The organism is Phytoactinopolyspora mesophila (assembly GCF_010122465.1).
Taxonomy (GTDB): domain Bacteria; phylum Actinomycetota; class Actinomycetes; order Jiangellales; family Jiangellaceae; genus Phytoactinopolyspora; species Phytoactinopolyspora mesophila.
Genome location: NZ_WLZY01000006.1, coordinates 39,475 through 63,780, shown reverse-complemented (window position 1 = coordinate 63,780; position 24,306 = coordinate 39,475). Strand labels below are relative to the sequence as shown.

Sequence of the window (24,306 nt, the reverse complement as noted above, 5' to 3'; positions counted from 1 at the left end):
CGCTGTCCATGAGGAGGGCAGATGGAACACGTACTCGGCGATAAGCGATCCGTCGCCATCCTCGTCGGACCGGCGCTGCTCGTCTACACGCTCGTCATGCTGGTTCCGATCATCTGGTCGCTGGGCTACACGGCGTTCGAGGGCAATGCGGTCACCGGATTCAGCTTCGTCGGCATGGACAATCTCACGCAGCTCGCCGGCGACCGCAAGGTCCGCGAGGCATTGGGATTCACCCTGCGCTACGCCGCGGTCATCACCGTCGGCCAGGTCCTTCTCGGCTACGGGCTGGCCTTGCTGTACGTCTTCGTACTGCGACGGTATTCGAGCGTGGTCCGCACGCTCGTGTTCTTCCCCATTGTCCTGCCGACGGTGGCCGTGGCGCTGCTCTTCCAGCAGATGTTCGCCATCGCACCGCGTGATGGGCTGGTCAACTCGTTCCTCAACGTCTTCGGAATCGAATCCGTCGACTGGTTCGGAAGCGGCGGCACCTCGTTTCTCGTCATCGCGATCATGGATATCTGGCGATCGATGGGCTTTTACGGCGTGTTGCTGTACGCCGGTCTCGTCGACATCCCCGAAGAAGTACTCGAATCAGCGCGAGTCGACGGCACCCGCGGCTGGAAATTGGTCCGGCACATCGTGTTGCCCCTGTCGCTTCCGGTCCTTGTGTCCGCGATCATCTTCAGCATCAACGGAACCCTGAAGGTGTTCGACAGCATCCTGGCGCTGACCGGCGGTGGTCCCGGAACCGCCACCACACCCCTCACTATTCACATGTTCCAGACGTCGTTCGCCTACGGCCAATACGGCTACGGCAGCTCGATCGCGTTCCTGCTGACCTTGCTCTGCCTCATCGTGACCGTGTTCATCTTCCGGGCCTCCCGGCGCGACCTCACCAAGGGGTGACCACTATGACCACGGTTGAGCTCCACACAACCCACGGCCGGGTCGGCGGCGGCCGCCAGCAGCGGCGCGGCGCTCGACGATGGCGACAGCGATTCAAGCGGTGGCCTGCGCACCTGCTGGTCACGCTGCTCCTCGTAGTCGTCTGCTATCCCATGGTCTGGTTGCTTCTCGGCTCGTTCAAGACCCAGCGGGAGTTCCTGGAGAACTCGGTGGTCGCCCTGCCGGAGCAGTGGAACTTCGACAACTACGTCGAGGCATGGACCACGGGAAACTTCTCACAGTACTTCCTCAACAGTGTCACCGCGGTGGGGCCGGCATTGCTGGTGATGCTCCTGCTCGGCACCGCTGCCGGTTTCGCGTTGGAGGTACTGGTCTGGAAAGGCCGTAATGCGGTCCTACTGATCTTCCTGGTCGGGATCATGGTGCCGATCCAGATGATCCTGCTGCCCTTGTTCACGGTGTACTTCCAGACCGGCCTGACCGGTACCTTATGGCCGCTGATCATCACCTACACCGCCACCGGACTGCCGCTCACCGTGTTCCTCATGGCCACGTTCTACCGGGCGGTTCCCCGCGAGGTCTTCGAGGCCTCGACGATCGACGGCGCCGGCATCGTGCGGTCGTTCTTCTCGATCGGTCTGCCGATGATGCGCAACGCACTGTTCACGGTTGGACTGGTGCAGTTCTTCTTTTTCTGGAATGACTTACTCATCGCCCTGACATTCACCAACTCCGGCTCGTTGCGCACTATTCAGGTAGGTCTATTGAACTTCAGCGGCCAATACGGCACCACTCAGTACGGACCGCTTTTCGCGGCAATATCGTTGAACATCTTCGGAATGCTGGTGATCTACCTCGTGTTGAATCAGAAAGTCCAGAAAGGTCTGACGGCCGGGTCGGTGAAAGGATGACGAAACTGAACGCTCCGATCGTCAGTCCCATCCAGTTCGAACATCTCAGTGAAGCACTCGGAGTAGGTGCGGCCCGGCCCCGGCTCAGCTGGAAAGTGCGGGCTGAGCGCCAATGGCGGCAAACGAGCTACGAGATCGAGATCAAACGAAACAGCGACGCACCAGTCTCATATCACGTGGAATCATCCGAACAGGTGCTCGTTCCGTGGCCCGGCGAACCGCTGGCCTCACGGGATGTCGCCGAGGTCCGGGTGCGGGTCTTCGGCTCTCATGGCGCCCGCTCCGGCTGGAGCGATCCGGCGACCGTCGAAGCGGGTCTGCTCTCACCCGATGACTGGTCCGCGCGGCCCGTCGGTCCGGGCTGGGCAGAGACCCCGGGCACTGATCGCCGCCCGGGCCTGGTCCGGCGTGACTTCAGGGTCGGAGATCAGATCCTTCGAGCGCGCCTCTACGCCACGGCACACGGTGTCTTCGAAGCCGAGGTCAACGGCAGGCGAATCGGCGACGAGATTCTCGCACCCGGGTGGACCACATACAGCCACCGGCTGCGATACCGCACCTACGATGTCACCTCGGCGCTGCGCGAGGGCGAGAACACGATCGGGGCTTGGCTGGGCGACGGCTGGTATCGGGGACGCCTCGGCTTCAACGGCGGACACCACGACATCTACGGCCACGATCTCTCCTTCTTGGCGCAGCTCGAGATCGTCTATGCGGACGGAACCCGCGACACGATCGCCACCGACGAGACGTGGCGGGCATCATTCGGCCCGATTCAGCTCAGCGGCCTGTACGACGGCGAGCGATACGACACCCGGGACGAGATACCCGGCTGGTCGAGTCCCGGCTTCGACGACACGACATGGGCGCCGGTCAGCGTCGCGCACCGCGCCCCGGAAACGCTCGTCGCGCCCGAACTGCCGCCGGTCCGGTGCACCGGGGAACTCACACCCACCGGCACCACGGTGCTGCCGGACGGCACGATCCGGCTCGACTTCGGGCAGAACATCGTCGGGCGGCTGCGGCTGCGGGTCGACGGGCCCGCCGGTCACGTCGTCACGGTGCGCCACGCCGAAGTGCTCCAAGACGGTGAACTCCACACCCGCACGTTGCGGCTGGCGCCGTCGGTCGACACACTCGTTCTCGACGGTGCCGGACCCCGGGTGTGGGAGCCCCGGTTCACGCTGCACGGGTTCCGCTATGCCGAGATCGAGGGCTGGCCCGGCGGGGTGGGCGAGGATGACGTCGTCGCACGTGTCTACCACACCGATATGGAACGCACCGGCTGGCTCGAGACGTCGAACCCGCTGCTGAACCGCCTGCACAACAACGTGTTGTGGAGCATGCGCGGCAACTTCGTGGACATCCCCACCGACTGTCCCCAGCGCGACGAACGGCTCGGCTGGACCGGCGACATCCAGGTCTTCGCCCCCACGGCGTCCTTCCTCTACCATTGCGCGGGTTTCCTGACCTCCTGGCTGGTGGATCTGGACAATGAGCAACTCGACGACGGAACGGTCCCCTGGTTCGTGCCGACCATCCCGGGCGGCCCGATGTGGACGCCGCCCCGGCCTGCGGCCGTCTGGGGAGACGCCGCCGTCCTGACCCCCTGGGTGCTGTACCAACGATTTGGCGACCGGGACATCCTGGCCCGGCAGTACCGTTCCGCGAAGGCCTGGGTAGATCTCGTTGTCCGGCTGGCAGGTCCGGATCGGCTCTGGGACAGCGGGCTCCAGCTCGGCGACTGGCTCGACCCAGCCGCCCCGCCCGACGACCCCGCCGCTGCCCAGACCGACAAGTACCTCGTCGCCACCGCGTACTTCGCGTGGTCGGCCCGCCATCTGGCCGCGACCGCCCGAGTTCTCGGCCGATCAGACGACGAGCGGTATTACGCGGACATCGCCGACCAGGCGAAAGAGGCGTTCGTCGGCGAATACATAACCGACGACGGTCTGATGCGAAGCGATGCCCAGACGGCTTACGCCCTGGCCATCGTCTTCGACCTGTTGGACGACGAACAGCGGACTTGCGCTGGGACACGTCTCGCCGAACTCGTACGTAAGGCGGGAAACCGGATCGCGACGGGATTCGCCGGCACTCCGCTGATCACGGATGCGCTGTCCAGCACCGGTCACGTCGACGTCGCGTACGATCTCCTGCTCGAAGAGGAGTGCCCGTCGTGGTTGTACATGGTGCGTCAGGGGGCGACGACCATCTGGGAGCGCTGGGACAGCATGCTGCCGGACGGCTCGGTCAACCCCGGGGACATGACGTCGTTCAACCATTACGCGCTGGGCGCGGTCGCCGACTGGATGCACCGTGACATCGGTGGGATCGCGCCGATGGCTCCGGGCTACCGGCGGGTCCGGTTCGCGCCCAAGCCGGGCGGCGGACTGACATACGCGAAGGCCAGCTACGAGTCGCCCTACGGCCCGATCCATTCACACTGGCGCATCGAATCCGGCATGTTCCATCTCACCGTCGAGCTGCCTACGGGGACAACCGGCCTCGTCGAGATACTGGGCCGCCCCGCCGTCGAGATCGGCCCCGGGACACACACCTTTCGCTCGAGCGCACCTGGCGATGGAGACACCTGAGCATCCGCGTCCAGTCGCACACCCAAGCCGCCGACGCTGCCGGTGTGCCCGGCTCATTCCTGACCCTGAAGCCGCGCCAGCGTGTGGACCTGATCGCGGGTGGCCGGGTAGAGCTCGGTATAGGTCCGGTACGTCTCGGCGTAAACCCGCCGGGTACCGGGATCCGGTTCGACGATCTCGACCGTACGTGCCCAGTCCGTCTCCGGTGGGACCAGGCCGGTGCCGACCGCTGCCATCAGACCGGCGCCGTAGCTGGCGCCGATGGTCTCGGCCGGAACGTGCTGGGCGAGCCCGGTGACGTCGCTGACGATCCGCGTCCACAGTCCGCCCTGGGTGCCGCCGCCGACCGCGACGACTCGCAGCGGTGGGCCCGCGGCGGAGTCGAGCGCGTCGATGATCTGCCGGATGCCGTAGGCGATGCCTTCGTAGACCGCGCGGAAGAGGTGACCGCGCTGGTGCCGCAGGGTGAGCCCGGCAAGGACACCACGAGCCTGAGGATCGAAGATGGGCGAGCGCTCGCCGGCGAAGTAGGGCAGCACGACGAGCCCGTCGCTGCCCGGTGGCACCGCACTGGCCTCCTCGACCAGTTCGCCGAACGACGCTCCACCGGTGAGTTCCTGAACCCAGCCGGTGAGCGATCCGGACGTCGCCATCCCCGCGGCCAGCGTGTGTGAGCCGGGCTCGACGCCGGACGTGGTCCACAACCCACCTGCCACGGTGAACGCCGGCACCACCTGCACCATGAACATCGTCGAGCCGTACATGAGCATCAGGTCGCCGGGGCGGCGCACCCCCGCGCTGTACGCCTCCGCCCACGCGTCGATGGTGCCGGCCATCACCGGCGTGCCCCTGGGCAGGCCGGTGGCCGCCGCCGCATCCGGCAGCACGGCGCCCACCTGCTCAGCGGGCCACACCAGCCGCGGCAAGGACATCCCCGGGAAGAACTGCTCTGCCCAGTCGTCGGCCCACGCCTGGGCCTCGACGTCATACAGGGGGTCGCACTGACTGGCGGTCTGGTGATCCATGATCCACTCACCGGCCAGGCGCTCCACGACGTAGGTGTGTGAGCTGTGCCAGTGATCGGCCGGATCCCACGCGTCGGGCATGTTCCGCTGCAGCCACAACAGCTTGGGACCGGCAGCCTGGGTGGAGAGGTCCTTCCCGCAGCGTTTCAGAATGGCGTCGGCGCCCAGCCGCTCGGTCATCTCGGCGATCTCGGCCGTGGCGCGCATGTCGATCCCGTACAGGATGGCGGCGTGCCGTGGCGCGCCGGAGCCGTCCACGCGCAGGACACATGGACCGATACCGGACACGCACACCCCGGCTATCTCGCGGCTGCCGGCGCTGGCCATCAGCTCCCGGGTGACTTCGGTGAAGCCGTCCCAGAAGTCCCGCTCGGCATCCATCTCGGCCCAGCCGGGCCGGGGCAGCGACATCCGGTGTGCGCGCCGGGTCGTCGCGACGATCTCGCCGGTTGGGGTGGCCAGCACCCCCTTGGTGCTGCCTGTGCCGATGTCGACGCCGATCACCGCCGGCTCCTGCACCGCTGTCGTCACGCTGCGACCTCCGCCCTGTCTTTCGGCACCGGCGCCTGCCGGCGCCATTTGTTTCTACGATCTGACCACCACGGAACGATCCGGGTGCTCAAGAGCATCATCATGATCAGCAACATCCCTTGGGCCACGTTCACCAGGTGCGAGCTGACTCCCTGACTGAGCAGGCCGGTGGCCAGGAACTGCATGGCCAGGGCCGCGATCACCACGCCGAACACGGTGATGTACCCGCCCTCCGGGTTCACGCCGGCGAGCACGGCGACAACGATCGCGAGCAAGATGTAGCTCAGGCCGTACTGCGAGTTCGCGCCTGATGCCCGGGCGGAGATGATCAGTCCGGCCACGCCCGCGAGCGCGCCGCTGATGACGTACGCCTGGACGAGTACCCGCCGGCGCCGGATGCCCGAATAGTCGGCCGCCACCGGGTTGGCCCCGACCATCCGCATCCGGAAACCGAGCGCCGTTCGCGAGACAAGCACCGCGACAGCCCCAGCCAGGAGCAGCATGATCAGGAAGATCAGCGGGATACCGGCGACCGTCACCAGCGCTAGATCGGTGAAGGATGACGGCAGCCCCTTGATCACGGTCCCGCCCGAAATCACCAGGGCCAGCCCCAGGAAGAGCTGGGACGTACCGAGTGTGGCGAGGATCGGCGGCACGTTGAACTGAGCCACCAGCACGCCGTTGACCAGGCCGCAAGCAAGCGCGGTAGCGAGCCCGGCGGCGCACCCGAGCAACAGCCAGGTCGGTGAACCGTCGGATGCGACGAGCACCTGTGCCGCCACGATGGCCGACAGGTTGGCGATGCCCACCACTGACAGGTCGATCCCGGCCGTGAGCATCGCGATGGCGATCGCCAGGCTCAAGATGGCCAGCTCCGGTGTCGCCAGCGCGATGTACTGAAGGTTGCTCCCGCTGAGGTAGACGCTCGGGTTGAGCGCGCCGAAGACGAGGACGATGAGTGCTGACACCGCCAGCAGGCGCAGGAAGCTGCCTCTGGTGCCGAGCAGCTTGACGATGTCGAGCCAGGACCGGGCTGTACCCGCCGAAGGTGTGGTCATGCCGGCAAGACCTCCTTCTCACGTGCCGCGGGCGCGGCGAGGATGGACCGGTCGGGTTTGCGCGACGCCGTGACGGTCTGCAGGGTCACACCGATGATCAGCAACACGCCGACGGTGGCTTGCTGCCATATCGACGGCACACCCAGTGGGACCAGCGACGTGCTGATCAGTCCGATCAGCAGCACGCCGAGCACCGTGCCACGCACCGTGCCTCTGCCGCCCGTGATCAGCGCACCGCCGAGCACCACGGCCGCCAGGATGTTGAGTTCGGCTCCGCTGAACGTGGTGGGGTCGGCCCGCCCGGACAACGTCACATGCGTCATTCCGGCGACGCCGTACAACGCGCCGGACATGGCGAAGACCAGCGTCCGGGTCCGCGGCACCGAGATCGCGGCCCGTTCGGCGGCCAGCGGGTCGCCACCCACGCTGTACACGCTGCGCCCGGCGATGGTGAAGGTGAGAAACCCCCAGACCAGCACACAGATGACGGCGACGAGCAGGATCAAGATGTTCAGTCTGGTGGTGCCCCGCGCCGCGCCGGGCGCGGTGAACAGGTTGAGCTGACCGAGTTCGCGCAACGGTTCGGGCAGCGTCGGGATGACCCGCCCACCGATGTAGGCGAACATGATTCCGGTGTAGATCGCTCCGGTGGCCAAGGTGGCGATCAGCGTCGAGACCTTGGCGCCGAGCACCACGGCAGCGTTCACCAGGCCGAGCATCAGGCCGATGGCCCCGGCCAGGGCAAATGGCAGGATCGTCGCCCACAGCGGGCCGTCGTCGGGTATCAGCTGCACCGTCAGGTAGGCGGAGAAGATCCCTATGGCCAGGAACGAGACGTCGATGCCCCCGCTGATCAGGACGAGCAGCACTCCCAGGGCGAACAGGATCGAGACCATCGAGCCCCGAAGCACGTTGAACAGGGTCTCTACGTGGAAGAAGCCCGGAACGGCGATGATGATCGCCGCCAGCAGCAGGAGAATCAGGCCAACCAGCAGGATCTCCTGGTTGGCCAGGAGACGATAGCTCAAGGGCAGGCGCCGGGCGCCGGAGCGGGCAGCAAGTTTCATGCGGCGATCGCCTCCAGGAGCCCATCCTCGGTGAGCTGATCTCCAGACAGTTCGGTCATCAGCCGCCCGCTGTGCACCACCAGCACGCGGTGGCACATGGAGATCAGCTCGGGCACGTCGTCGCTGATGATCAACACGCCGAGCCCCTGCAGGCTCTGTGCGGTGAGCACAGCCAGGATGTCGAACTTGCTGCCTACGTCCACGCCCACGGTCGGGCCGTTGAGGATCAGCACCTTGGGCTCACCGATCAGCCATTTGCTCAGCAGCACCCGCTGGGCGTTGCCACCGGAGAGACTGCGCACGGGATCGTCGGCGGAGCCCATCTTGATCCGGAGGTCGCGGATGGCGTCGCGCACGGTGGTGCGTAGCCGGCCGGAGTTGAGGAATCCGACACCGCGACCGGCATGGTGGTCAAGGTGGGTGACGGCGATGTTGTCGCCGATGGGCTGGTCGAGAAACAGCCCCTGGGTGAGGCGGTCCTCCGGCACGTAGCCGATTCCCGCGGCGACGGCCTCCGGCAGGGACCGGACCCGGACCGGCGTCCCGAGCACCTCGATGGTGCCGGCGGTGGCCGCCTTGATCCCGGCGATGGCCTCGGCGATCTCGGTGCGCCCGGAGCCGAGCAGGCCGGCCAGTCCGACGATCTCGCCCTGTCCAACGCTGAACGACACGTCGGCGAACAGTGGATCGCGTCCCAACCCGGTGACGGACAGCGCCGGCGGGTCGTGGCTGACAGCCCGGTGCGGCCGGTCGGTGGCCGATGTCTTTCGACCGGTCATCGTCTCGGCGAGCGAGGCATGGGTGAACTCCCCCGGGCGCCCGGACTCAACCACGCGTCCGTTGCGCATCACGCTGACCCGGTCACTGACGCTGAAGACCTCCTGCATCTTGTGGCTGATGAAGACGACCGACACGCCGTCGCGGCGCAACCCGTCGACCGTCTCGAAGAGCGCGTCGACCTCCTTCCAGGTCAGCGCCGTGGTCGGCTCGTCCATCCCGATGAAGCGGGCGTCGTGGGCGAGAGCTCGCGCAATGGCGCACAGCTGACGCTCAGCCACCGAGAGGTCACCCACGGGGGTATCGAGCTCCAGATCCACGCCCAGCCGCGCGACGGCACGCTCGGCCACCTCAAGCGCGTGCCGCCCCCGGTACACCGCCGAGCCGGCCGCGACCAGGTTGGGCAGGGCGATGTTCTCCGCCGCGGTGAGGTTCGGCATGAGCGAGAAGTCCTGATAGATGACGTCCAGGCCGAGCGAGAACGCCTGCCGCGGGTTCAGGTGCGGATACGTCGCGCCGTCGACCACCACCTCGCCGGAGGTCGGCCGGTGGGCCCCGCTGATCACCTTCATCAACGTGGACTTCCCGCATCCATTCTCACCGGCGATGCAGTGGACCTCGCCGGAGTTGAACGAGATCGACGCGTCGTCCAGCGCGAGCACGCCGCCGAACCGCTTCGTGATGTTCCTGGCTTCGACCAGGGGAACCGTCTCGCTCATCAGCGACCCTCAGAAGTCGTAGTCGTCGACGGTGTCGGCGGTGATCTTCAGCTGGGCGTCGCCCATGAACACCAAATCGCTGTCCGGGGACTGCACCAGGCTCTCGTAGCCCTCCACTCCCAGGTCGGTGCCCTCGGTGAGCTCGCCGCCCTCGGCGATGATCCGCCCAGCCTCGAGCATCGCCTGCCCGGAAAGGGCGGGATCCCACAGGTAGATCGCGTCGATGGCGCCGGAGGTCAGGAACTGCCGCGTCTCACTCGGCACACCGGTGCCGAAGACACACGTGTCGTCTTCCAGGCCGGCTTCTTCGATGGCCCTGGCGATGCCGGGAACGTCCTGCGACGACGCGCCCTGGAAGCCGACGAGCTCCGGGTGCGACTGCAGCAGTTGTTTGGTGCGCTCGTAGGCGGTGTCGGCGTTGTCGTCGGATTCGACCGGGTCGGAGACGCGAGTCATGTCCGGGTAATCGCTCTGCTGCAGCTCGAGTGCGGCGTCACTCCACTCCATGTGGGTCTCCGCGGTGAGCTTGCCGACGAACTGCACGTACTCACCCTCGCCGCCCATACACGCCGCGAGGTCTTCCATGATCGTCTCACCGTAGACGTCGTTGGCGAACGGCTCGATGTCGGCGTCGGCGTCCTGGATCTGCGGCGCCTCATGGGTGACGACGACGATCCCCGCCTCGCGAGCCTGGGTGATGACCGCCTGCATGGCGCCGGGGTCGGAGGGAACCACCCCCATCACGGTCGGCCGCTGCGCGATCAAGCTCTGGATACTCGCGACCTGCTGCTCCGGGGAATCTGTCGACGGTCCGGTCTGGGTCGCGTCGATTCCCGAGCTGTCGGCAAAGGCGCGTACACCTGCCTCCATACGGTCGAACCAGGCGATGCCGGTCAGCTTCACGACGTTGACGTAGCTGCCTTCTTCGACGTCCTCGTCCGGGACGTCACCGGTGTCCTCGTCGCCGCCGCCTGCATCGGCCGGGGCCTGCTCCCCGTCCGGGTTGTCGGCAGGTGCATCGGTGTCAGCGGTTCCACAGGCGGCAACGGTCAGCAAACCGGCCGCGGCGGCTGCGATCAGGGTTCGACGCATGGGCCACTCTCCTTTGGGTGATTCGCGCATGGCTCGTGCCGACGACCAGATCGGTTACTGCGCGATGACGGGAAGATGTCTGCACGATTTCGTGCAGAGAACGTAGCGCACTCGTGCATCGGCGTCAATGGCCCACTACATTGATGACCAACGCGTGACATGATGTCGCCATGGAGACGGCGTGATCGTTAAGGAGGAAGCGTGCGGTTGAGCTCTCGGCAGCGCGCCATCTTGGGCGAGATCAGCGATGGCGCGTACGTCGAGGTCAAAGACCTCGCCGCACGGCTCGACGTCGACGTCTCCACCATCCGGCGAGACCTGCAGGCTCTGGTCCGGCACGACCTCGTGTTACGCCTGCACGGCGGCGTCCGCCTCAACACCCCCGACGACGGCTCGCCGATCCCGCCCACACTGATCCCACCGGCCACGACGGAGGACAGCCGGCACCGCGCCATCGCCAGCACAGCCAGGCGGATGATCCGCGACGGAGACTCCATCGTCCTGAGCGCGGGTCCGTGCACCGATGCGCTGCTTCCGTTGTTGCTGGACGTGGAGGACCTCACCGTCGTCACCCACAACCTGGCCATCGCGCAACGCCTCGCCCAGCAACCACAGACCCGCGTCCTGGTGGCCGGCGGCGAGATCAAATCCGGCGACGTCGGCATCACGTCAGGACCTGCATGCGCGGAGTACATCGAGGCACAGCGCGCGCGGTGGGTCTTCCTCGAGGTGGACGGGCTACACCCCTACGCCGGCGTGACAACTTCCGCGCCGTGGCGGGTCTCGGCCCATCGCGCGATGCTCGCCGCAGCGGAGCGCCGGTGCCTGCTCGCGCCCAGCCCGGTGTTCGGCGCCAGGTGCGTCGGATTCATCGCTGACGTCGACCATGCCGACCTGATCATCACTGACGAAGGCCTCGCCGACGAGGATCTCCCCGCATTCGCGGGCCGGGTGGTGCGCGGGGTCATCGACCCGGTGGACGACTGGCACCACTGACGCGCCGGAGCCGCTCTGCGAACACTGCGTCCTGCACATTGTGGCCAACAACGCTCGGGTTGCAGGACGCACCGAACCCAGCGGCGATCGCGCCGTGGGACCTACCAGGAGCTGGGCGGCCGAGCTGGCATGCGAAGATCGGCGACGACGCCGAAGTGGTCGGTCGCCCACACTCCGTCCACCGGCTGGTCGAAGGCGAGGAAGCAATCAGCGACCTCGAGCGTGGGTCCGTGGGAGCCGCAGCGCACCATGATGTAGTCGATCCGGCGACCGGTCTCGAGGAACATCTCGCCCTCGCGCACAAGCGGATTACGCGGGGAGAAGGTGTGTCCCGGATCGTCCGGGTGAAGCGCTTCCCATGCGTCCTGGTAAGCCACGCTCATCCCACCCAGAGACTGGCGACCGGTCCAGAACCTGATGCTCGACGAATCCGGTGTCGCGTCGAAGTCACCGGCCAGCACCACATGTATGCGCCTTCCGGCGCGTTGCTCCTCGATGAAACGCGCACAGCGCAGCGCCTGTTGTTCCCTTTCGTAGGTCTGTGGGATCGGCCAGCTGGGCTTGTTGTGCACGAACAGAAAAGGTTCCGGCGCGAGGATCTCGGCCACCACCACGCCTGCCCACGGAAAATCTTCGGTGCGGTTATTGACCTGCAGATCCGTCTCCGCGACGGTTCCGAGCGGCCAGCGGCTGGCCAGCGCCGCGCCGACCCCGTCGGCAGATCTGCGGCCGTGCCACGCCAGCGCATAGCCGGAGTCCAAGAAGTCCGCCGTGACCACTTCTTGCAAGGCGATCACGTCGGGGCGGAGCTCAGCCAACGTCGACTGGAGCACGGGCTGGCGACTGTCCCAGTCCGCGTGCTCCGGGGAAAGGACATTCGTCGTCATCACACGTACGGACATCCCCGACCTGTACCCGCTGAGCATGGCCCCAATCCGGACGCTGGAGCGGCGACCGGCTGCGCTCAGCGGCGGCTCATATGACCGAAGATTGCCTCTGCCGTACGTTTCCGCAGTTCTTCAACTCGTTGCGCCTGCTTCTCGGCCCGGTCGGACAATTCGTCCAGACGCCGAGCGGACAAGCGCTGGTCGTTCTCGGCAATAGAGCGAAGGGTGCGCCAGCCTGACGCCTTACCTTCGATGCCCAGTCGCATCACCTCGAGTTCAACGAGGGTGCTCAACGGTGACCGGCGCACGAGGCGACCGTTAGGTTTCAGCCGTCCCGCCAGTTCGGCCGCGACAGACAGCTGGATCTTGTAACGCCGCACTGGTATGCCGAGGCTGTTCATCATGCTTTCGAGTTCGGCGCGTTCACTGGCGATCTCATCGGCCAGCGTGGCCAGCTCAGGGCCGAACTGTGACTCTTGCATGATGCGGGCCACTTCGCGCATGCGCCGGGTCCCGGCGGTGGCGCCAGCCAGGTGGTCATTGAGATAGATCGCCAGGAGTTGCTGTGCTTCTCCGCGGCGTAGCGAATCGTCACCCATAAGGAACAACCACCCCTGCACTGTCCGGTCCCGGGAGGATCACCCGATAACCGACGGCGATACCCGCCGGGCCGCAGCCCAAACCCGCCAGCTCGGGACCAGGGGTCAGCAGCCCTCAGGAGACCAAGTGGCCGTCTTGCTGGCACAGCCGGTCGACCTCTTCCCGGACCGACGCCAGCACCTCCGGAAGCGCGTCGGCTGCCTCGCGGGGCTGCGGCAGTAGTCCGTCGAGGTGCGAGCCGGGCTCGGCATCACCGGCAGAGGTAGCCAGGCTGGCCACCCGCTCGGCCACACCCGCGATATGGGTGGCGCTGTCGAGGTCGGCGAGCTCGCGTGACAAAGCCCGCAGGCGGTCGCGGTAGGCGGCCAGCAGGCTGACCCGATCTTCGAGGCGACTGGCGACGGCGTCCAATGAGGCCAGCGATGTCTCGCGGACCGCGGCAGCTCGCCGGCCCGTTTCGGAGAAGCCCTCGGGTTTATCACCGATCTCAGCTCGCAGCCCAGCGATTTCATGGCAGCGCAATGCGATCCGCCTGACTTCGTCGTCGAGATCGACACGAAGGTGGTGCTCGTCGAGATGGTGCGAGTTCCAGGTGGGCATGGCGCGGATCTGGGCGACAACAGACATGAGCTGGTGGAACACGTACGACTCCGTGCCCTCTGATCGCTTGATCTTGGCGGAGTCGACAGTGACCAATGCGCTGAGGACGGCCTCGACATGTTCTGTCGGCACCGGCCCGGGTTCGCGGCTACTGTCTTCCGCGGGATCCGCGTTCGCCAGGAAGCATCCGCCGCCCGGCAAACACGCCGCGAGGTGGCGGCGGACCTCGCTGCTCGGCCAGTAGTCGAACTGGCTCAGCTGCCGTTCGACCATGTCGATGTCGATCACTTCGGCCGTGCCCGGCGCGAGCTGGTCACGGTCGAGGACATACACGGCTCTTCCGTAGGCGCTGGACATCCAGTGCGCTTCCGCGCGCAGAGCCTTCACCGCGCTGACGGTGCTCGCCTTCGCCCGATTGCTCACCAACGCCGTGAGATGCTCGTCCACAAGATCGTCGTCGAACACCGTCAGGCTGGAGCCGAAGACGTCCGTGCGGCCATACCCCGAGGTCACCGTCAGCCGGCTGCGGAACTTACGAGTCAGGCGCCAGGTCCGGATCTCGTCGGCGAGCGCCTGGCGGCGAATCCACGTCAGTGGCTCAGCGGTGGAGTCGAGAGTCAGTACCCGCGCGTTGGTGACCACGAGGCAGTCGACGGCAGGCTTCTTGCCGTTGAGGCGCACGATGAGTTCGATGTGCTCGCCCGGCGCGATCTTCAGGCTGCTCTGGATCCGACTCCTGAGCCTGTCATGGACATCACGGCCTACCCGCATGTCCGCCCCTCCGTGTTAAAAGACGATCATCGACCCATTGCCACTCTCACAGGTAAAACACCCGCGCACAACCAGAATCGGAAAAACCATCGCCCGCTGGGCGATAGCGGATTCCTCGGTTCACAGTCGTCGCCGATGATCTTAGTACGCCACCGGTGGTCGTGTCTCCCGGCTCCACCCCAATGCGCGGCCACCGCGCGCTACCAGTCAGTTTCGTACGAGCTTGAACGCGTGATCCCATCCATGACTGACCACGCCTGCCACGACCCACAGCATGCACAGAGGCTCGATGGCTCGGGCCGCTTCCGCGGCCCCCATGTCGGCGACGTCCCAGCCGAATTGGTCCAGAATCTGGCTCACCGTCCGCTTGGCGTCGCCGTTGTTGCCACAGATGAACATCGTGGGCGGACCACCTTCGAACCTGGGATCCACCATGTGCTGGTTACCGACCGAGTTGAACGCCTTCACCAGGCGCGCATCCGGGAACTCTCTCTGCAACTGTTCCATGAGGGAATCGTTGGGCCCGGTGAAGAAGCTGATGACGCCGTTGGTGGCGGGCCCGTCCGCGATGGGATTAGTGGCGTCGATCACCGGCTTGCCCGCCAGCGCCTCGGAACCAACGGCGCCAAGGACCTTCGCCGCGACCGTGCCCTTGACGGCGAGCACCACGACTTCACCGTGGCTCGCGGCCTCCGCGAAGCTCCCCACTCGCGCGGACGCGTGAGCGGCCACCCAGTTCTCGAGCTTCGACGCGTCCCGGGTACCGATGACGACCTCGTGGCCATACTCGACGAAGCCGGCCGCTAGCGCCTTCGCGACATCGCCCGAACCTAATACACCGGCCTTCATGCCGGCTCCCTTCCGTTTTCTGTTGTGAACACGCCCCGCGACAACCGCATTCCGCTCCGGACATCATGGGCGTGTGTAGCGCCCAATCTAGTCGGCCCGGAAAGTGACGCATGGGCGAGGCAGCCAGAACCACAGGTTGTCGCCCGTCTGCGGTATATGTCGTTCCCGACTGTCGCGTGTACTGTTGAGGTATCGGCCGTGCAGCCGGTTGGCACTCCCCCGAGCCTCGGCGGACGCCGCGGGCAGGGAGTGGTGCCAGACACGGGCGGGAGCCGGCTCCATGGAACGTTCTGGGCGAAGCTTCAACTACAACGTGTTCTCCACGCGCACTCGCCCCACAGAAGACGGGACTCGGGCTCCATGCCAACAACCAATTCCGCCGCAACTGTCCAGGCAGCGCCTCTCAACACGGCTGCCGACCAAGCACAGGGACCACGCGGGCGTTACGTCAGCGCATACACCGACCTCGCCCGCCAGGTCCGCGATTCCGGACTACTCAAGCGCAGGTATGGATACTACTGGTCCATGATCATCACCGGCATCGCGGCGTTCGCCGGGATCTGGGTGGCCTTCGCGTTCGTCGGCGATTCCTGGTACCAGTTGTTCCTCGCAGCCGGGCTCGCGGTCGTTCTAGCTCAGTTCGGATACCTCGGCCACGACAGTGCGCACCGGCAGATCTTCGCCTCGAACCGCTGGAACGAGTGGGCTGCCCGGGTCTTCTCCGGCTTGTTCACCGGCTTGAGCTACGGATGGTGGCAGTCCAAGCACAACCGGCACCACGGGAACCCGAACAAAGAAGGTGCCGACCCCGATATCGCCTCCGGCGCTCTCGCCTTCACCCCCGCGATCGCCCAGGAACGCCGCGGACTGAGTGCCCGCCTGGTGCGCAAACAGGGGTACTACTTCTTCCCGTTGCTCTTCCTCGAAGGACTCTCGCTGCACGCCGCCAGCATCCAGACGATCATGAGCCGCAAGCCTTTGAAGCACCGCGCTTGCGAAGCGGCGTTTGTTCTCACTCGTCTCGGCGGATACGTCGCTGTGCTGTTCATCTTCCTGCCGCCTGGCAAGGCGGCGGCGTTCCTCGGTGTGCAGATGGCGCTGTTCGGCTTACTGCTCGGCGCGTCATTCGCCCCCAACCACATCGGTATGCCGATCGTGCCCTCGAACGCGAAGGTCGACTTTCTTCGCCGGCAGGTGCTCATGTCCCGCAATATCCGGGGCGGCTGGGCCGTCGACGTGGCCATGGGCGGCCTCAACCATCAGATCGAGCATCACCTCTTCCCGAACATGCCCCGGCCCAACCTGCGCCGGACCAAGCCCATCGTGCGCGAGTACTGCAATCGGCACGGCATCGCCTACGCCGAGACCGGCATGTTCGAAGCATTCGGCTTGGTCGTGCGATACCTGAACCGGGTCGGACTGGCCGGCAAAGACACATTCCGCTGTCCGCTGACGCTCCAGTACCGGGCTTGACCATTGTTCGCGTGATGAGTTCGTGAACTGTCAGTTCTTCGATAAGTATCTTCGATATCTGACGTTCCACGGTTCATGTAAGGTCTCAGCGTGGCACGAAGCGCTAGCCGCTCAGGGCGGAGAAGAACACCAGACCCCCGCCCCAGTACCGGTGGGGACCGCTCCTTACTCCGGCGCATCAATGCCGCCGCAGCGCTGTCAAGAATCCGCCAAGGGCCGGCCACCGTGGCCCAGGTGGCCGACGCCGTTGGCGTGTCGCGCACCGCTGCCCAGCAGATCGTCGATGAGCTCGTGGGGCTGCGATGGGTATCCGAGGACGGCAGCGCAGGCAACACACCCCCTCGAATCGGCCCAGCCCCGCGGTACTACCGGTTCCGAGCCGAGGCAGGCTACGTAGCCGGCGTTGACATCGGCCGGCATCGGGTGTCCACCAAGCTCGCTGATCTAAGCGGTGCCGTCGTCGCGGCTGCCAGCCGGCCGGTGGCGATAGACGCCCCCGTGGCCGCGCGCTTCGACGCCGTGCGTGACCTCGTGGAATCCTGTCTCACTCGGGCTAGGGTTCGGTCGAGCCAACTGTGGACGCTAGCCGTTGGCTCCCGTGGTGTGGTGCACGACGGACGCGTCATCTATGTAGGCGAGTTCCCCGGATGGTCGGGGATCAACCTGGTGGACACGGTCTCCGAGATGTTCGACCGCCCGGTGGTCGCCGACAACGACTGCAACCTGGCCGCCATGGCAGAGCACTGGGCCGGCGCGGCAAAGGACGTCGATGACGTCGTTTGTATCGAGGTGGGCCGGGCCATCGGTGCGGGTGTCATGATCGGCGGCCGGGTCCTGCACGGGTTCGGCGGATACGCCGGTGAGCTGCACCATCTTCCGTTCAACGGCTGGTTGCACGCCGCCGAGCACCTCGATGCCGATCCGCGACATGCCTCGGACATCAAAGCCGTGTTCGATGCGGCACGCGAAGGCGATGCGGTGGCGGCATCCGCCGTCGACAAATACTCCAGGGTCCTCGCCGAGGGGATCGCCACCATCTGCGCGGTGGTCGACCCCCAACTCGTTGTGCTGGGAGGCGCGGTGTCCGAGAGCGGCGACACCCTGCTCGAGCCGGTCCGCCGTCATCTAGAGCAGTTCACGGCCCGCATGCCGCGGATCCAGTTGTCGACGCTCGGCGCGGATGCCGTAGCGCTCGGCGCCGTCCGGGCCGCACTCGACCATGTCGACACCCTCGTCACCGCCGCCACCGATCGGCGCGGAGACCTGCCACCACCACAACGCCGGGTCATCCAGCCGCGGGCTCAGCAACGCCGCGGCGCTTGAGCGCCGTAAGGGACGTCAGCCAGCCTGGTTATCCTGACGGTCCGAGATCATGATCAGGCGGCGTAGCTCGGCGGCATCCCGGACCACGTTGGATGGGTCGTCACCCGGGACGAACTCCATCAGCGCGTCGACCGGTCGCGCCCTGTCTCGCAGGACCGCGAAGGTGTCCTGCCACAGCGCGGCGCGGTCACCCAGCGGCAACCGTTCGGTACCCGGCCACCATGAGAACACATGTACGGCCGGAACGATATCGCCGAGCCTGCGCAGCGTCTCCACGGCCGCGGCATCCGCCATACCGTTCGGCGGCTGCCAGTAGCTGGTGACGTTGTCCCGGCCGACCTCCGCCAGCAGCCGCAGGGCGGAATCGACGTCGTCGGTCAACGTGTTCCCGTGAAACTCGTAGCCCAGCGCGATTCCTTCGGCTGCGGCCAAGTCGGCCGCGCGCCGGGTGGATTCCACCACGGCCCGTCGGTACGCGGCGTCCGCCTCGGCGGAGCCCAGTGTCCCGGCCCAGATCCGGATGCGCGTCGCACCCAGCGCCGCAGCGCTGGCCACGACGCTCCCGAATTCGTCGTCGTCGCTGGCGCCTGCTCGGAAGTAACTCCCGTAGGATGCCACCGCCAAGCCGGCATCGGACGTCAGCGCCGCCACCCGCCGAGCCGTCGCGACGTCGCCGGCCGGAACGTGAATGTCGCCACCCCACTCCACACACCGCAACCCGGCACGCACCGCCACGTCGAGAACCTCCTCGACGGATAGCGCTCGCAACGTTATCGAGCAAAGCCCTGGTCGGATCACAAACACCACTCCCGCTCGCTGCGCCTTCCGGCGGCCGATGTGCAACCGGCGCGGACCATGGCACCAGGCAGTCCGCCCCGGTTACGCCCCGTCTCGGGCGAATGCCAGCCGGAGCTGACTGACCAAGCGTACGGAATCCGCTTTCCCATTCCATCGTCCGGTCGATGACTACCGCGGCGGAGCGCGCTACGGAGGGGTGCCCTCATCGGACGCCCCGGATCACAGGATGTCCACGATGGTAGGATTTCTCGGCAACCGGAAATGGGTCATCATCTAGTGGGACCGACCGTATGGGAGGCGCGCGTGACGGATCTGCTGATCCACGGCGGGCTGATCATCGACGGCACCGGAAACGATCCAGCCGCAGGTGACGTGCTGATCGAAGATGGGCGTATCACCACGATCCTGCAGCCTCAGACACCCCCGCATCACCAGGCCGCCACCGTCATCGACGCCTCCGGCCTCGTCGTAGCGCCAGGTTTCATCGACATCCATACCCACTCCGACGTCAGCGTGCTGCTCGACGGACGCGCCCAGAGCAAGATCCACCAAGGTGTGACCACCGAGGTCACCGGCAATTGCGGCTTCTCGCCGTTCCCGCTCACACCCAGTCACCTCCACGACCATCTCGCCCTGCTGGCCGGGATAGGCGATGATCCCGTGCAACCGACGTGGACCGACCTCGACGGGTATGCCGACGCGGTCGAGCATGCCGGCATCGCGCTCAACATCGCGCCGCTCGTCGGACATGGCCAGCTACGCATTGCTACCGCCGGCCTCGCCGAGCACGCCGGCACCGAGACCATCGGAGCCATGCGCGCACTTCTGTCAGAGTTGCTGGAGCAGGGCGCGTTCGGCCTCTCCACCGGCTTGACCTACGTCCCGTCACGCTACGCGGACTCCGCCGAACTCGAGGCCCTGTGCACCACCCTGGCCGGGTACGGGCGGCTCTACGCCACCCATTCCCGTGCGGACGGATTCGCCGGAGCGGCCGAAGCGAGCACGCTGGGTCGGCGCACTGGGGCCAGGATCCAGTTCTCGCACCTTGCCATCAATCAGCCCGGGCTCTGGGGTCAAGCGGAATCGTTGCTGAAGATCTTCGACGACGGCCGCCGCGGCGGCGCGGACATCGCATGTGATGTGTATCCGTACGACGCCTCGGCCTCAGCACTGACCCAGTATCTGCCCCCGTGGGTCCAGGAAGGCGGCGTGGACACGATGCGCGCCCGGCTGGCTGACCCTGGCATCCTCGCGCGGGCCGAGAGTGAACTCGCGGCCGGGTGGGGCGCGGGCGGGCGGATCCCGTGGCATTGGGATCGGGTGGTCTTGTCCCGCACTGACGGCGTACTCGACGCCCCGGAAGGCGCCACCGTGCAAGACGCCGCCGCGGCCGCCGGCGTCAGTCCGGCACGTTACACGCTGGAGCTCTGCCGTGAGGGCGGCAACCGCGTGCAAGTGGTCCTGTTCTACCGCGTCGAGCACGACATGCGCACCTTCTTGCGCCACCCGCATACGCTCATCGGGTCCGACGGCTCCGCATTGCCCTACCAGCAGCACGGCCGGCGCCCGCACCCTCGCGCCTATGGCGCCCATGCCCGGGTACTCGGCCGATACACCCGCGAGCTGGGCGACCTCGAACTCACCACCGCCGTACACAAGATGACCGGCGCCGTGGCCGAGCGGCTGGGACTCACCGACCGCGGAGTCCTGCGCGCCGATGCCGTGGCCGACCTCGTGGTGTTCGACCCCGAGACGGTCATCGACCACGCCACCTATCTCGAGCCGTGCCAGCCGCCGTCGGGCATCCGGGATGTGGTGGTCAACGGCGAGCTCGTCCTCGCCGGCGGGATCCAAACCGCCGCTCGCCCGGGGCGTGTGCTTCGATCGCGATGACGGAAGTGCCCGATGCGAGAGACGAGGCGGCCCACGTGAGATCAATGGGAGTAACGATTCCGGCGGTCGAGGCCACGGACACATGGACCATCGACTGGCGCTGCAAGAGTTTCCCGCCGTCGGCCGAGGGTATGCCGGCGGCGGATGTGCCATCGGCTGGCTGGCGCCTGCCGAGCGACTTCACGACGCCCGTGGCTGCCCTCACCGAGAGCGCGCTGGCCCACAACCTGGCTCTGATGCAGCAGTACTGCGGCAACCATGGCGTCCGTATCGCGCCCCACGGCAAGACCACCATGTCGCCTGAGCTCATTGCCCGCCAGCTCGAGCACGGTGCGTGGGCTATGACAGCGGCTACCCCCTGGCAGGCACGTGCCATGTTGGGATTCGGCGCACGGCGCGTCATCATCGCCAACGAATGTCTCGACCCGGTCGGACTACGCTGGGTGGCCGAGAGCATGCGTGCCGACCCCGATGTCGAGATCTTCGTCTTCGCCGATTCCGTCGCGGCCGTCGAGTCGATGCGGCAGGTATTAAGCGAATGCTCATCCGGGCGGCCGGTCCCGGTGCTGGTCGAGATGGGCGTCCCGGGGGGCCGGGCCGGTGCCCGGGACACCGCGGTGGCTGTCGAGGTAGGCCGTGCCGTGGCGGCGGCACCCGAGCTGGAACTGGCCGGCGTCGCCGGATTCGAGGGAGTCATCGGCTCCAGGCGGGTGCCGGACGTCGTCGCCCCCGTCCGCGAATTCCTTGGGACCATCCGCGAGGCCGCCGAGCAGCTCATGAGCGCTGAGGCGTTTCCCGCGCACCGGCCGGCGATCCTGTCCGCGGGCGGCAGCGCGTTCTTCGATCAGGTGGTCGAGGTCTTCACCGCCGATCGGCACCGATACCCCCGGCCCGTCGAAGTCGTGATCCGATCCGGCTGCTACATCACCCATGACCACGGGGCCTATCGGGAAGTCTCGCCGTTCGCCGGTGACGCCGCACATGACTTCCGGCCCGCCTTGCATGTGTGGTCCCGAGTTCTGTCCACGCCGGAGCCCGGGTTGGCGATCGTCGACGCCGGCAAACGCGATATCTCCACCGACGGCCGGATGCCGGTGCCTCTGTCCCGGATGCGCGGCGACAGCCTCGCCGCGCTCTCCGGCGTCGTCGTCGATCATTTCAATGACCAGCACGGATTTCTCCACACCGCAGCGGCGCCCGAGGGGGAACTTCAGGTCGGTGATCTCGTGATCATGGGCGTCTCACATCCTTGCACCACATTCGACAAATGGCGGGCGATCCCGGTGGTCGACGACGACCACCGGGTCGTCTCCGCCATCCGGACCTACTTCTAGCGACGCTCATCAGCCGAACCCGGAGTTTGTCCCAGTTCCATCTAGTTCCACAACCGAGTTGAGAGGTACACATGAACACTCCTGACGCGCGACTGACCGCTGCCATGCCCCACGCCCCCGCGAAGCTGCCGCCGGGTGCGCCCATCGAGGCGGTCGTCGTGCAGGACGGCGTGGCCTACGTCTCCGGCCAGGTGGCCTTCGTCGGCGAGGAGGCTCCCCTGCTGGGGCAGGTGGGTGACGATGTCACCGTCGAGCAGGCCGCCGAGGAAGCACGCAAGGCCGCGGCCAACGGCCTGTACCGGCTGATCGAGACCTTCGGCTCGCTGGAACCGGTCGAACGCATCCTGAAGCTGACGGTGTTCGTCAACGCCGTCTCGGGGCTGACCACCCAGCCGGCGGTCGCGAACGGCGCGAGCAACCTGCTGATCGACGTGCTCGGCGAGCAGGGCCGGCATGCGCGCTCCGCGGTCGGTGTGGCGAGCCTCCCGCTCGGCGTTCCCGTCGAGATCGAGCTCGTCGCGAAAGTGTCCGCCTGATGCGCCTGGCGGCGGTGGGTTTCGGCCATGAGGCCAACTCGTTCGCCCCGGTTCAGGCCAGCCTCGACGTCTGGCAGCGATGCGGCATCTTCGAAGGTGCCGCGATCCGGGACCGTTACGCCACCTCCGAGTCGATCCTGGCCGGGTTCTTCGCCTACGAGGCCGAAGAACCCGGCGTCGAGATCGTGCCGCTGGTCTTCAGCTGGCTGACCCCCACCGGCATCAGCACCGAGGAGGCGTTCGAGCACCTGACCCGCCGGATGCTCGGCGCGCTGCGCGAACACGGCCCCTGGGACGGCGTCCTGCTGCCCCAGCACGGCGCCGCTGTCGCCGAACATCACCTCGACGCCGACGGTGAGTTCATCAGTCGGGTCCGTGATGTGGTGGGACCCGGAGTTCCGGTCGGGGTCACGCTCGACATGCATGCGAACATCTCGGATCGGATGGTGCGGGCCGCCGACGTCATCACCGTGTTCCAGACCAATCCACATGTCGACGCCCGCGAACAAGGCCTGGCTTGCGCGCGGCTGATCGGGCGGCAGATCCGCGGTGAGATCAGACCGGTGCTGGCGCTGGCCGATCCGCCACTGGTGATCAACATTCTGCGGCAGGGTACCGCCGACGAGCCGATGGCAGGGCTGCTGCGGCTGGCGCGTGAGCAGGAACGACGTCCAGGCATCCTGTCCGTCAGCGTGGTCGAGGGATTCCCGTACGCGGATGTGCCCGAGATGGGTATGTCGTTTCTCGCGATCGCCGAGGACGACCCCGGGCTGGCCGCCGATGTCGCGCAGGCTCTCGCCCATGCCGCATGGGATATGCGAGAGTCGTTCGTCGGTGACGCGCACAGCATCGACGACGCGCTGCTGGAAGCCGCGGCGGCCCCCGACGGCCCCGTCGTCATCCTCGATATGGGCGACAACGTCGGCGGCGGGAGCCCGGGAGACTCCACCCACGTGCTGCACGCGGCGCGAAGACTCGCCGTCGGCGGCCTGATCGAATCGCTCTACGACCCAGAGGCCGTACAGGCGTGTGCGGCTGCCGGCGTCGGCGGGCGCGTCGATCTGGCCGTGGGTGGCAAGGTCGACAACCGGCACGGCGCCCCGTTCCCCATCACCGGCGAAGTCATCGCCGTCACCGATGGCAAGTTCGAGGACCCGACCCCCACACATGGTGGCAGCCGGTTCTTCGACCTGGGGGCGTCGGCGGGCGTCCGCACCGATGACGGGTTCGAGCTCGCCATCCATTCCCGGCCAGAAGGCACTCGAAGCCAGGTGCAGTTCCGCAATGTCGGAATCGAGCCGACCGAGGCGAAGATCATCGCGGCCAAGGGTGTACATTCTCCGCGCGCGGCTTTCGAGCCGATCGCCACCGCTCTCATCTGGGTGGCCTCGCCCGGCTCGACCAGCGCCGACCTGTCCTCCTTCACCTACCGCCACCGGCGGCGCCCCATGTTCCCCTTCGAACCAGACGCTACCTGGTAACCCCCTCTCCCACGCCCCACCCGTGGGTGAGCCCAACCAGAATCCGCCAACGGTCATCGCATCCAGAGGCGCTGGGGTTTCA

20 protein-coding genes are annotated in these 24,306 nt (G+C 66.7%); 10 read left to right on the top strand and 10 right to left on the bottom strand.

All coding sequences use genetic code 11. From position 1 onward, the window contains the following. Positions 1-21 precede the first annotated feature (21 nt). From F7O44_RS17435 to F7O44_RS17425, 3 genes are read left to right on the top strand one after another with little or no spacing between them, the layout of a single operon-like run. Positions 22-906 carry a carbohydrate ABC transporter permease gene (locus F7O44_RS17435; protein WP_162451568.1) on the top strand — a complete coding sequence of 295 codons (885 nt, stop codon included), beginning with the start codon at positions 22-24 and terminating at the stop codon, positions 904-906. Between the two features lie 5 nt (positions 907-911). Then, positions 912-1,817, top strand: a complete 906-nt coding sequence (locus F7O44_RS17430) for a carbohydrate ABC transporter permease (RefSeq protein ID WP_162451567.1) — start codon at positions 912-914, stop codon at positions 1,815-1,817. Next, positions 1,814-4,414: a glycoside hydrolase family 78 protein gene (locus F7O44_RS17425; protein ID WP_162451566.1), complete on the top strand. Its 2,601-nt coding sequence runs from the start codon at positions 1,814-1,816 to the stop codon at positions 4,412-4,414. Before F7O44_RS17430 ends, F7O44_RS17425 begins: the two co-directional genes overlap by 4 nt. Before the next feature lie 53 nt (positions 4,415-4,467). Here F7O44_RS17425 and F7O44_RS17420 read toward each other — a convergent pair whose 3' ends face one another. The 5 genes from F7O44_RS17420 to F7O44_RS17400 are packed head-to-tail and all read right to left on the bottom strand — an operon-like array spanning position 4,468 to position 10,683. After that, positions 4,468-6,018 carry an FGGY-family carbohydrate kinase gene (locus F7O44_RS17420; RefSeq protein ID WP_162451565.1) on the bottom strand — a complete coding sequence of 517 codons (1,551 nt, stop codon included), beginning with the start codon at positions 6,016-6,018 and terminating at the stop codon, positions 4,468-4,470. After that, a complete protein-coding gene (locus tag F7O44_RS17415; protein WP_162451564.1) occupies positions 5,967-7,028 on the bottom strand; it encodes an ABC transporter permease in 1,062 nt (353 codons plus the stop codon). The genes F7O44_RS17420 and F7O44_RS17415 overlap by 52 nt, the downstream gene beginning before the upstream one ends. Next, the gene (locus F7O44_RS17410) at positions 7,025-8,095 is read right to left on the bottom strand and encodes an ABC transporter permease (RefSeq protein WP_162451563.1); all 1,071 of its coding nucleotides are present in this window, start codon (positions 8,093-8,095) and stop codon (positions 7,025-7,027) included. Before F7O44_RS17410 ends, F7O44_RS17415 begins: the two co-directional genes overlap by 4 nt. After that, positions 8,092-9,591 carry a sugar ABC transporter ATP-binding protein gene (locus F7O44_RS17405; RefSeq protein WP_162451562.1) on the bottom strand — a complete coding sequence of 500 codons (1,500 nt, stop codon included), beginning with the start codon at positions 9,589-9,591 and terminating at the stop codon, positions 8,092-8,094. Before F7O44_RS17405 ends, F7O44_RS17410 begins: the two co-directional genes overlap by 4 nt. A gap of 9 nt (positions 9,592-9,600) precedes the next feature. After that, complete coding sequence (locus F7O44_RS17400; RefSeq protein ID WP_162451561.1) at positions 9,601-10,683, bottom strand: autoinducer 2 ABC transporter substrate-binding protein; 1,083 nt, start codon at positions 10,681-10,683, stop codon at positions 9,601-9,603. A 201-nt stretch (positions 10,684-10,884) separates the two neighbouring features. Here F7O44_RS17400 and F7O44_RS17395 point away from each other — a divergent pair, with 201 nt between their 5' ends. Continuing rightward, a complete protein-coding gene (locus tag F7O44_RS17395; protein ID WP_162451560.1) occupies positions 10,885-11,679 on the top strand; it encodes a DeoR family transcriptional regulator in 795 nt (264 codons plus the stop codon). A gap of 101 nt (positions 11,680-11,780) precedes the next feature. On the opposite strand, the gene F7O44_RS17390 is transcribed toward F7O44_RS17395, so the two are convergent. The 4 genes from F7O44_RS17390 to F7O44_RS17375 all read right to left on the bottom strand — a co-directional run bounded on the left by F7O44_RS17390 (position 11,781) and on the right by F7O44_RS17375 (position 15,386). After that, positions 11,781-12,581 (bottom strand): endonuclease/exonuclease/phosphatase family protein, encoded by an 801-nt coding sequence (locus F7O44_RS17390; protein ID WP_162451559.1) that lies wholly within the window; start codon positions 12,579-12,581, stop codon positions 11,781-11,783. 62 nt (positions 12,582-12,643) lie between these two features. Beyond that, on the bottom strand, positions 12,644-13,165 hold the full coding sequence (locus F7O44_RS17385; protein WP_162451558.1) for a hypothetical protein: 522 nt from the start codon (positions 13,163-13,165) through the stop codon (positions 12,644-12,646). Positions 13,166-13,280: 115 nt separating this feature from the next. Next, positions 13,281-14,537, bottom strand: a complete 1,257-nt coding sequence (locus F7O44_RS17380) for a hypothetical protein (protein ID WP_162451557.1) — start codon at positions 14,535-14,537, stop codon at positions 13,281-13,283. Positions 14,538-14,744: 207 nt separating this feature from the next. Then, positions 14,745-15,386 carry an NADPH-dependent F420 reductase gene (locus F7O44_RS17375; protein ID WP_162451556.1) on the bottom strand — a complete coding sequence of 214 codons (642 nt, stop codon included), beginning with the start codon at positions 15,384-15,386 and terminating at the stop codon, positions 14,745-14,747. Between the two features lie 360 nt (positions 15,387-15,746). Between F7O44_RS17375 and F7O44_RS17370 the strand changes: the two genes are divergently transcribed. Further along, positions 15,747-16,859: a fatty acid desaturase family protein gene (locus F7O44_RS17370; protein WP_162451555.1), complete on the top strand. Its 1,113-nt coding sequence runs from the start codon at positions 15,747-15,749 to the stop codon at positions 16,857-16,859. Between the two features lie 234 nt (positions 16,860-17,093). Continuing rightward, complete coding sequence (locus F7O44_RS17365) at positions 17,094-18,182, top strand: ROK family protein (RefSeq protein WP_162451554.1); 1,089 nt, start codon at positions 17,094-17,096, stop codon at positions 18,180-18,182. 15 nt (positions 18,183-18,197) lie between these two features. On the opposite strand, the gene F7O44_RS17360 is transcribed toward F7O44_RS17365, so the two are convergent. Then, complete coding sequence (locus F7O44_RS17360; RefSeq protein ID WP_222851450.1) at positions 18,198-18,950, bottom strand: sugar phosphate isomerase/epimerase family protein; 753 nt, start codon at positions 18,948-18,950, stop codon at positions 18,198-18,200. A gap of 333 nt (positions 18,951-19,283) precedes the next feature. On the opposite strand from F7O44_RS17360, the gene F7O44_RS17355 reads away from it, so the two are divergent. From F7O44_RS17355 to F7O44_RS17340, 4 genes are all read left to right on the top strand, one after another. Then, positions 19,284-20,873, top strand: coding sequence for an amidohydrolase family protein (locus F7O44_RS17355; protein WP_162451552.1), 1,590 nt, complete (start codon positions 19,284-19,286; stop codon positions 20,871-20,873). Between the two features lie 44 nt (positions 20,874-20,917). Continuing rightward, positions 20,918-22,207: a type III PLP-dependent enzyme domain-containing protein gene (locus F7O44_RS17350; RefSeq protein WP_162451551.1), complete on the top strand. Its 1,290-nt coding sequence runs from the start codon at positions 20,918-20,920 to the stop codon at positions 22,205-22,207. A 71-nt stretch (positions 22,208-22,278) separates the two neighbouring features. Further along, positions 22,279-22,743, top strand: coding sequence for a RidA family protein (locus F7O44_RS17345; protein WP_162451550.1), 465 nt, complete (start codon positions 22,279-22,281; stop codon positions 22,741-22,743). Continuing rightward, a complete protein-coding gene (locus F7O44_RS17340) occupies positions 22,743-24,224 on the top strand; it encodes a M81 family metallopeptidase (protein WP_162451549.1) in 1,482 nt (493 codons plus the stop codon). The genes F7O44_RS17345 and F7O44_RS17340 overlap by 1 nt, the downstream gene beginning before the upstream one ends. The last annotated feature ends 82 nt before the right edge of the window (positions 24,225-24,306 follow it).

Bases quoted from the DNA above. Each gene is read 5' to 3' on its own strand.
- F7O44_RS17430 (WP_162451567.1), top strand. From the start codon at position 912: ATGACCACGGTTGAGCTCCACACAACCCACGGCCGGGTCGGCGGCGGC.
- F7O44_RS17370 (WP_162451555.1), top strand. From the start codon at position 15,747: ATGCCAACAACCAATTCCGCCGCAACTGTCCAGGCAGCGCCTCTCAAC.
- F7O44_RS17420 (WP_162451565.1), bottom strand. From the start codon at position 6,018: ATGGCGCCGGCAGGCGCCGGTGCCGAAAGACAGGGCGGAGGTCGCAGC.
- F7O44_RS17405 (WP_162451562.1), bottom strand. From the start codon at position 9,591: ATGAGCGAGACGGTTCCCCTGGTCGAAGCCAGGAACATCACGAAGCGG.
- F7O44_RS17385 (WP_162451558.1), bottom strand. From the start codon at position 13,165: ATGGGTGACGATTCGCTACGCCGCGGAGAAGCACAGCAACTCCTGGCG.
- F7O44_RS17345 (WP_162451550.1), top strand. From the start codon at position 22,279: ATGAACACTCCTGACGCGCGACTGACCGCTGCCATGCCCCACGCCCCC.
- F7O44_RS17340 (WP_162451549.1), top strand. From the start codon at position 22,743: ATGCGCCTGGCGGCGGTGGGTTTCGGCCATGAGGCCAACTCGTTCGCC.
- F7O44_RS17350 (WP_162451551.1), top strand. From the start codon at position 20,918: ATGGGAGTAACGATTCCGGCGGTCGAGGCCACGGACACATGGACCATC.
- F7O44_RS17400 (WP_162451561.1), bottom strand. From the start codon at position 10,683: ATGCGTCGAACCCTGATCGCAGCCGCCGCGGCCGGTTTGCTGACCGTT.
- F7O44_RS17415 (WP_162451564.1), bottom strand. From the start codon at position 7,028: ATGACCACACCTTCGGCGGGTACAGCCCGGTCCTGGCTCGACATCGTC.
- F7O44_RS17425 (WP_162451566.1), top strand. From the start codon at position 1,814: ATGACGAAACTGAACGCTCCGATCGTCAGTCCCATCCAGTTCGAACAT.
- F7O44_RS17390 (WP_162451559.1), bottom strand. From the start codon at position 12,581: ATGTCCGTACGTGTGATGACGACGAATGTCCTTTCCCCGGAGCACGCG.
- F7O44_RS17435 (WP_162451568.1), top strand. From the start codon at position 22: ATGGAACACGTACTCGGCGATAAGCGATCCGTCGCCATCCTCGTCGGA.
- F7O44_RS17410 (WP_162451563.1), bottom strand. From the start codon at position 8,095: ATGAAACTTGCTGCCCGCTCCGGCGCCCGGCGCCTGCCCTTGAGCTAT.
- F7O44_RS17380 (WP_162451557.1), bottom strand. From the start codon at position 14,537: ATGCGGGTAGGCCGTGATGTCCATGACAGGCTCAGGAGTCGGATCCAG.
- F7O44_RS17375 (WP_162451556.1), bottom strand. From the start codon at position 15,386: ATGAAGGCCGGTGTATTAGGTTCGGGCGATGTCGCGAAGGCGCTAGCG.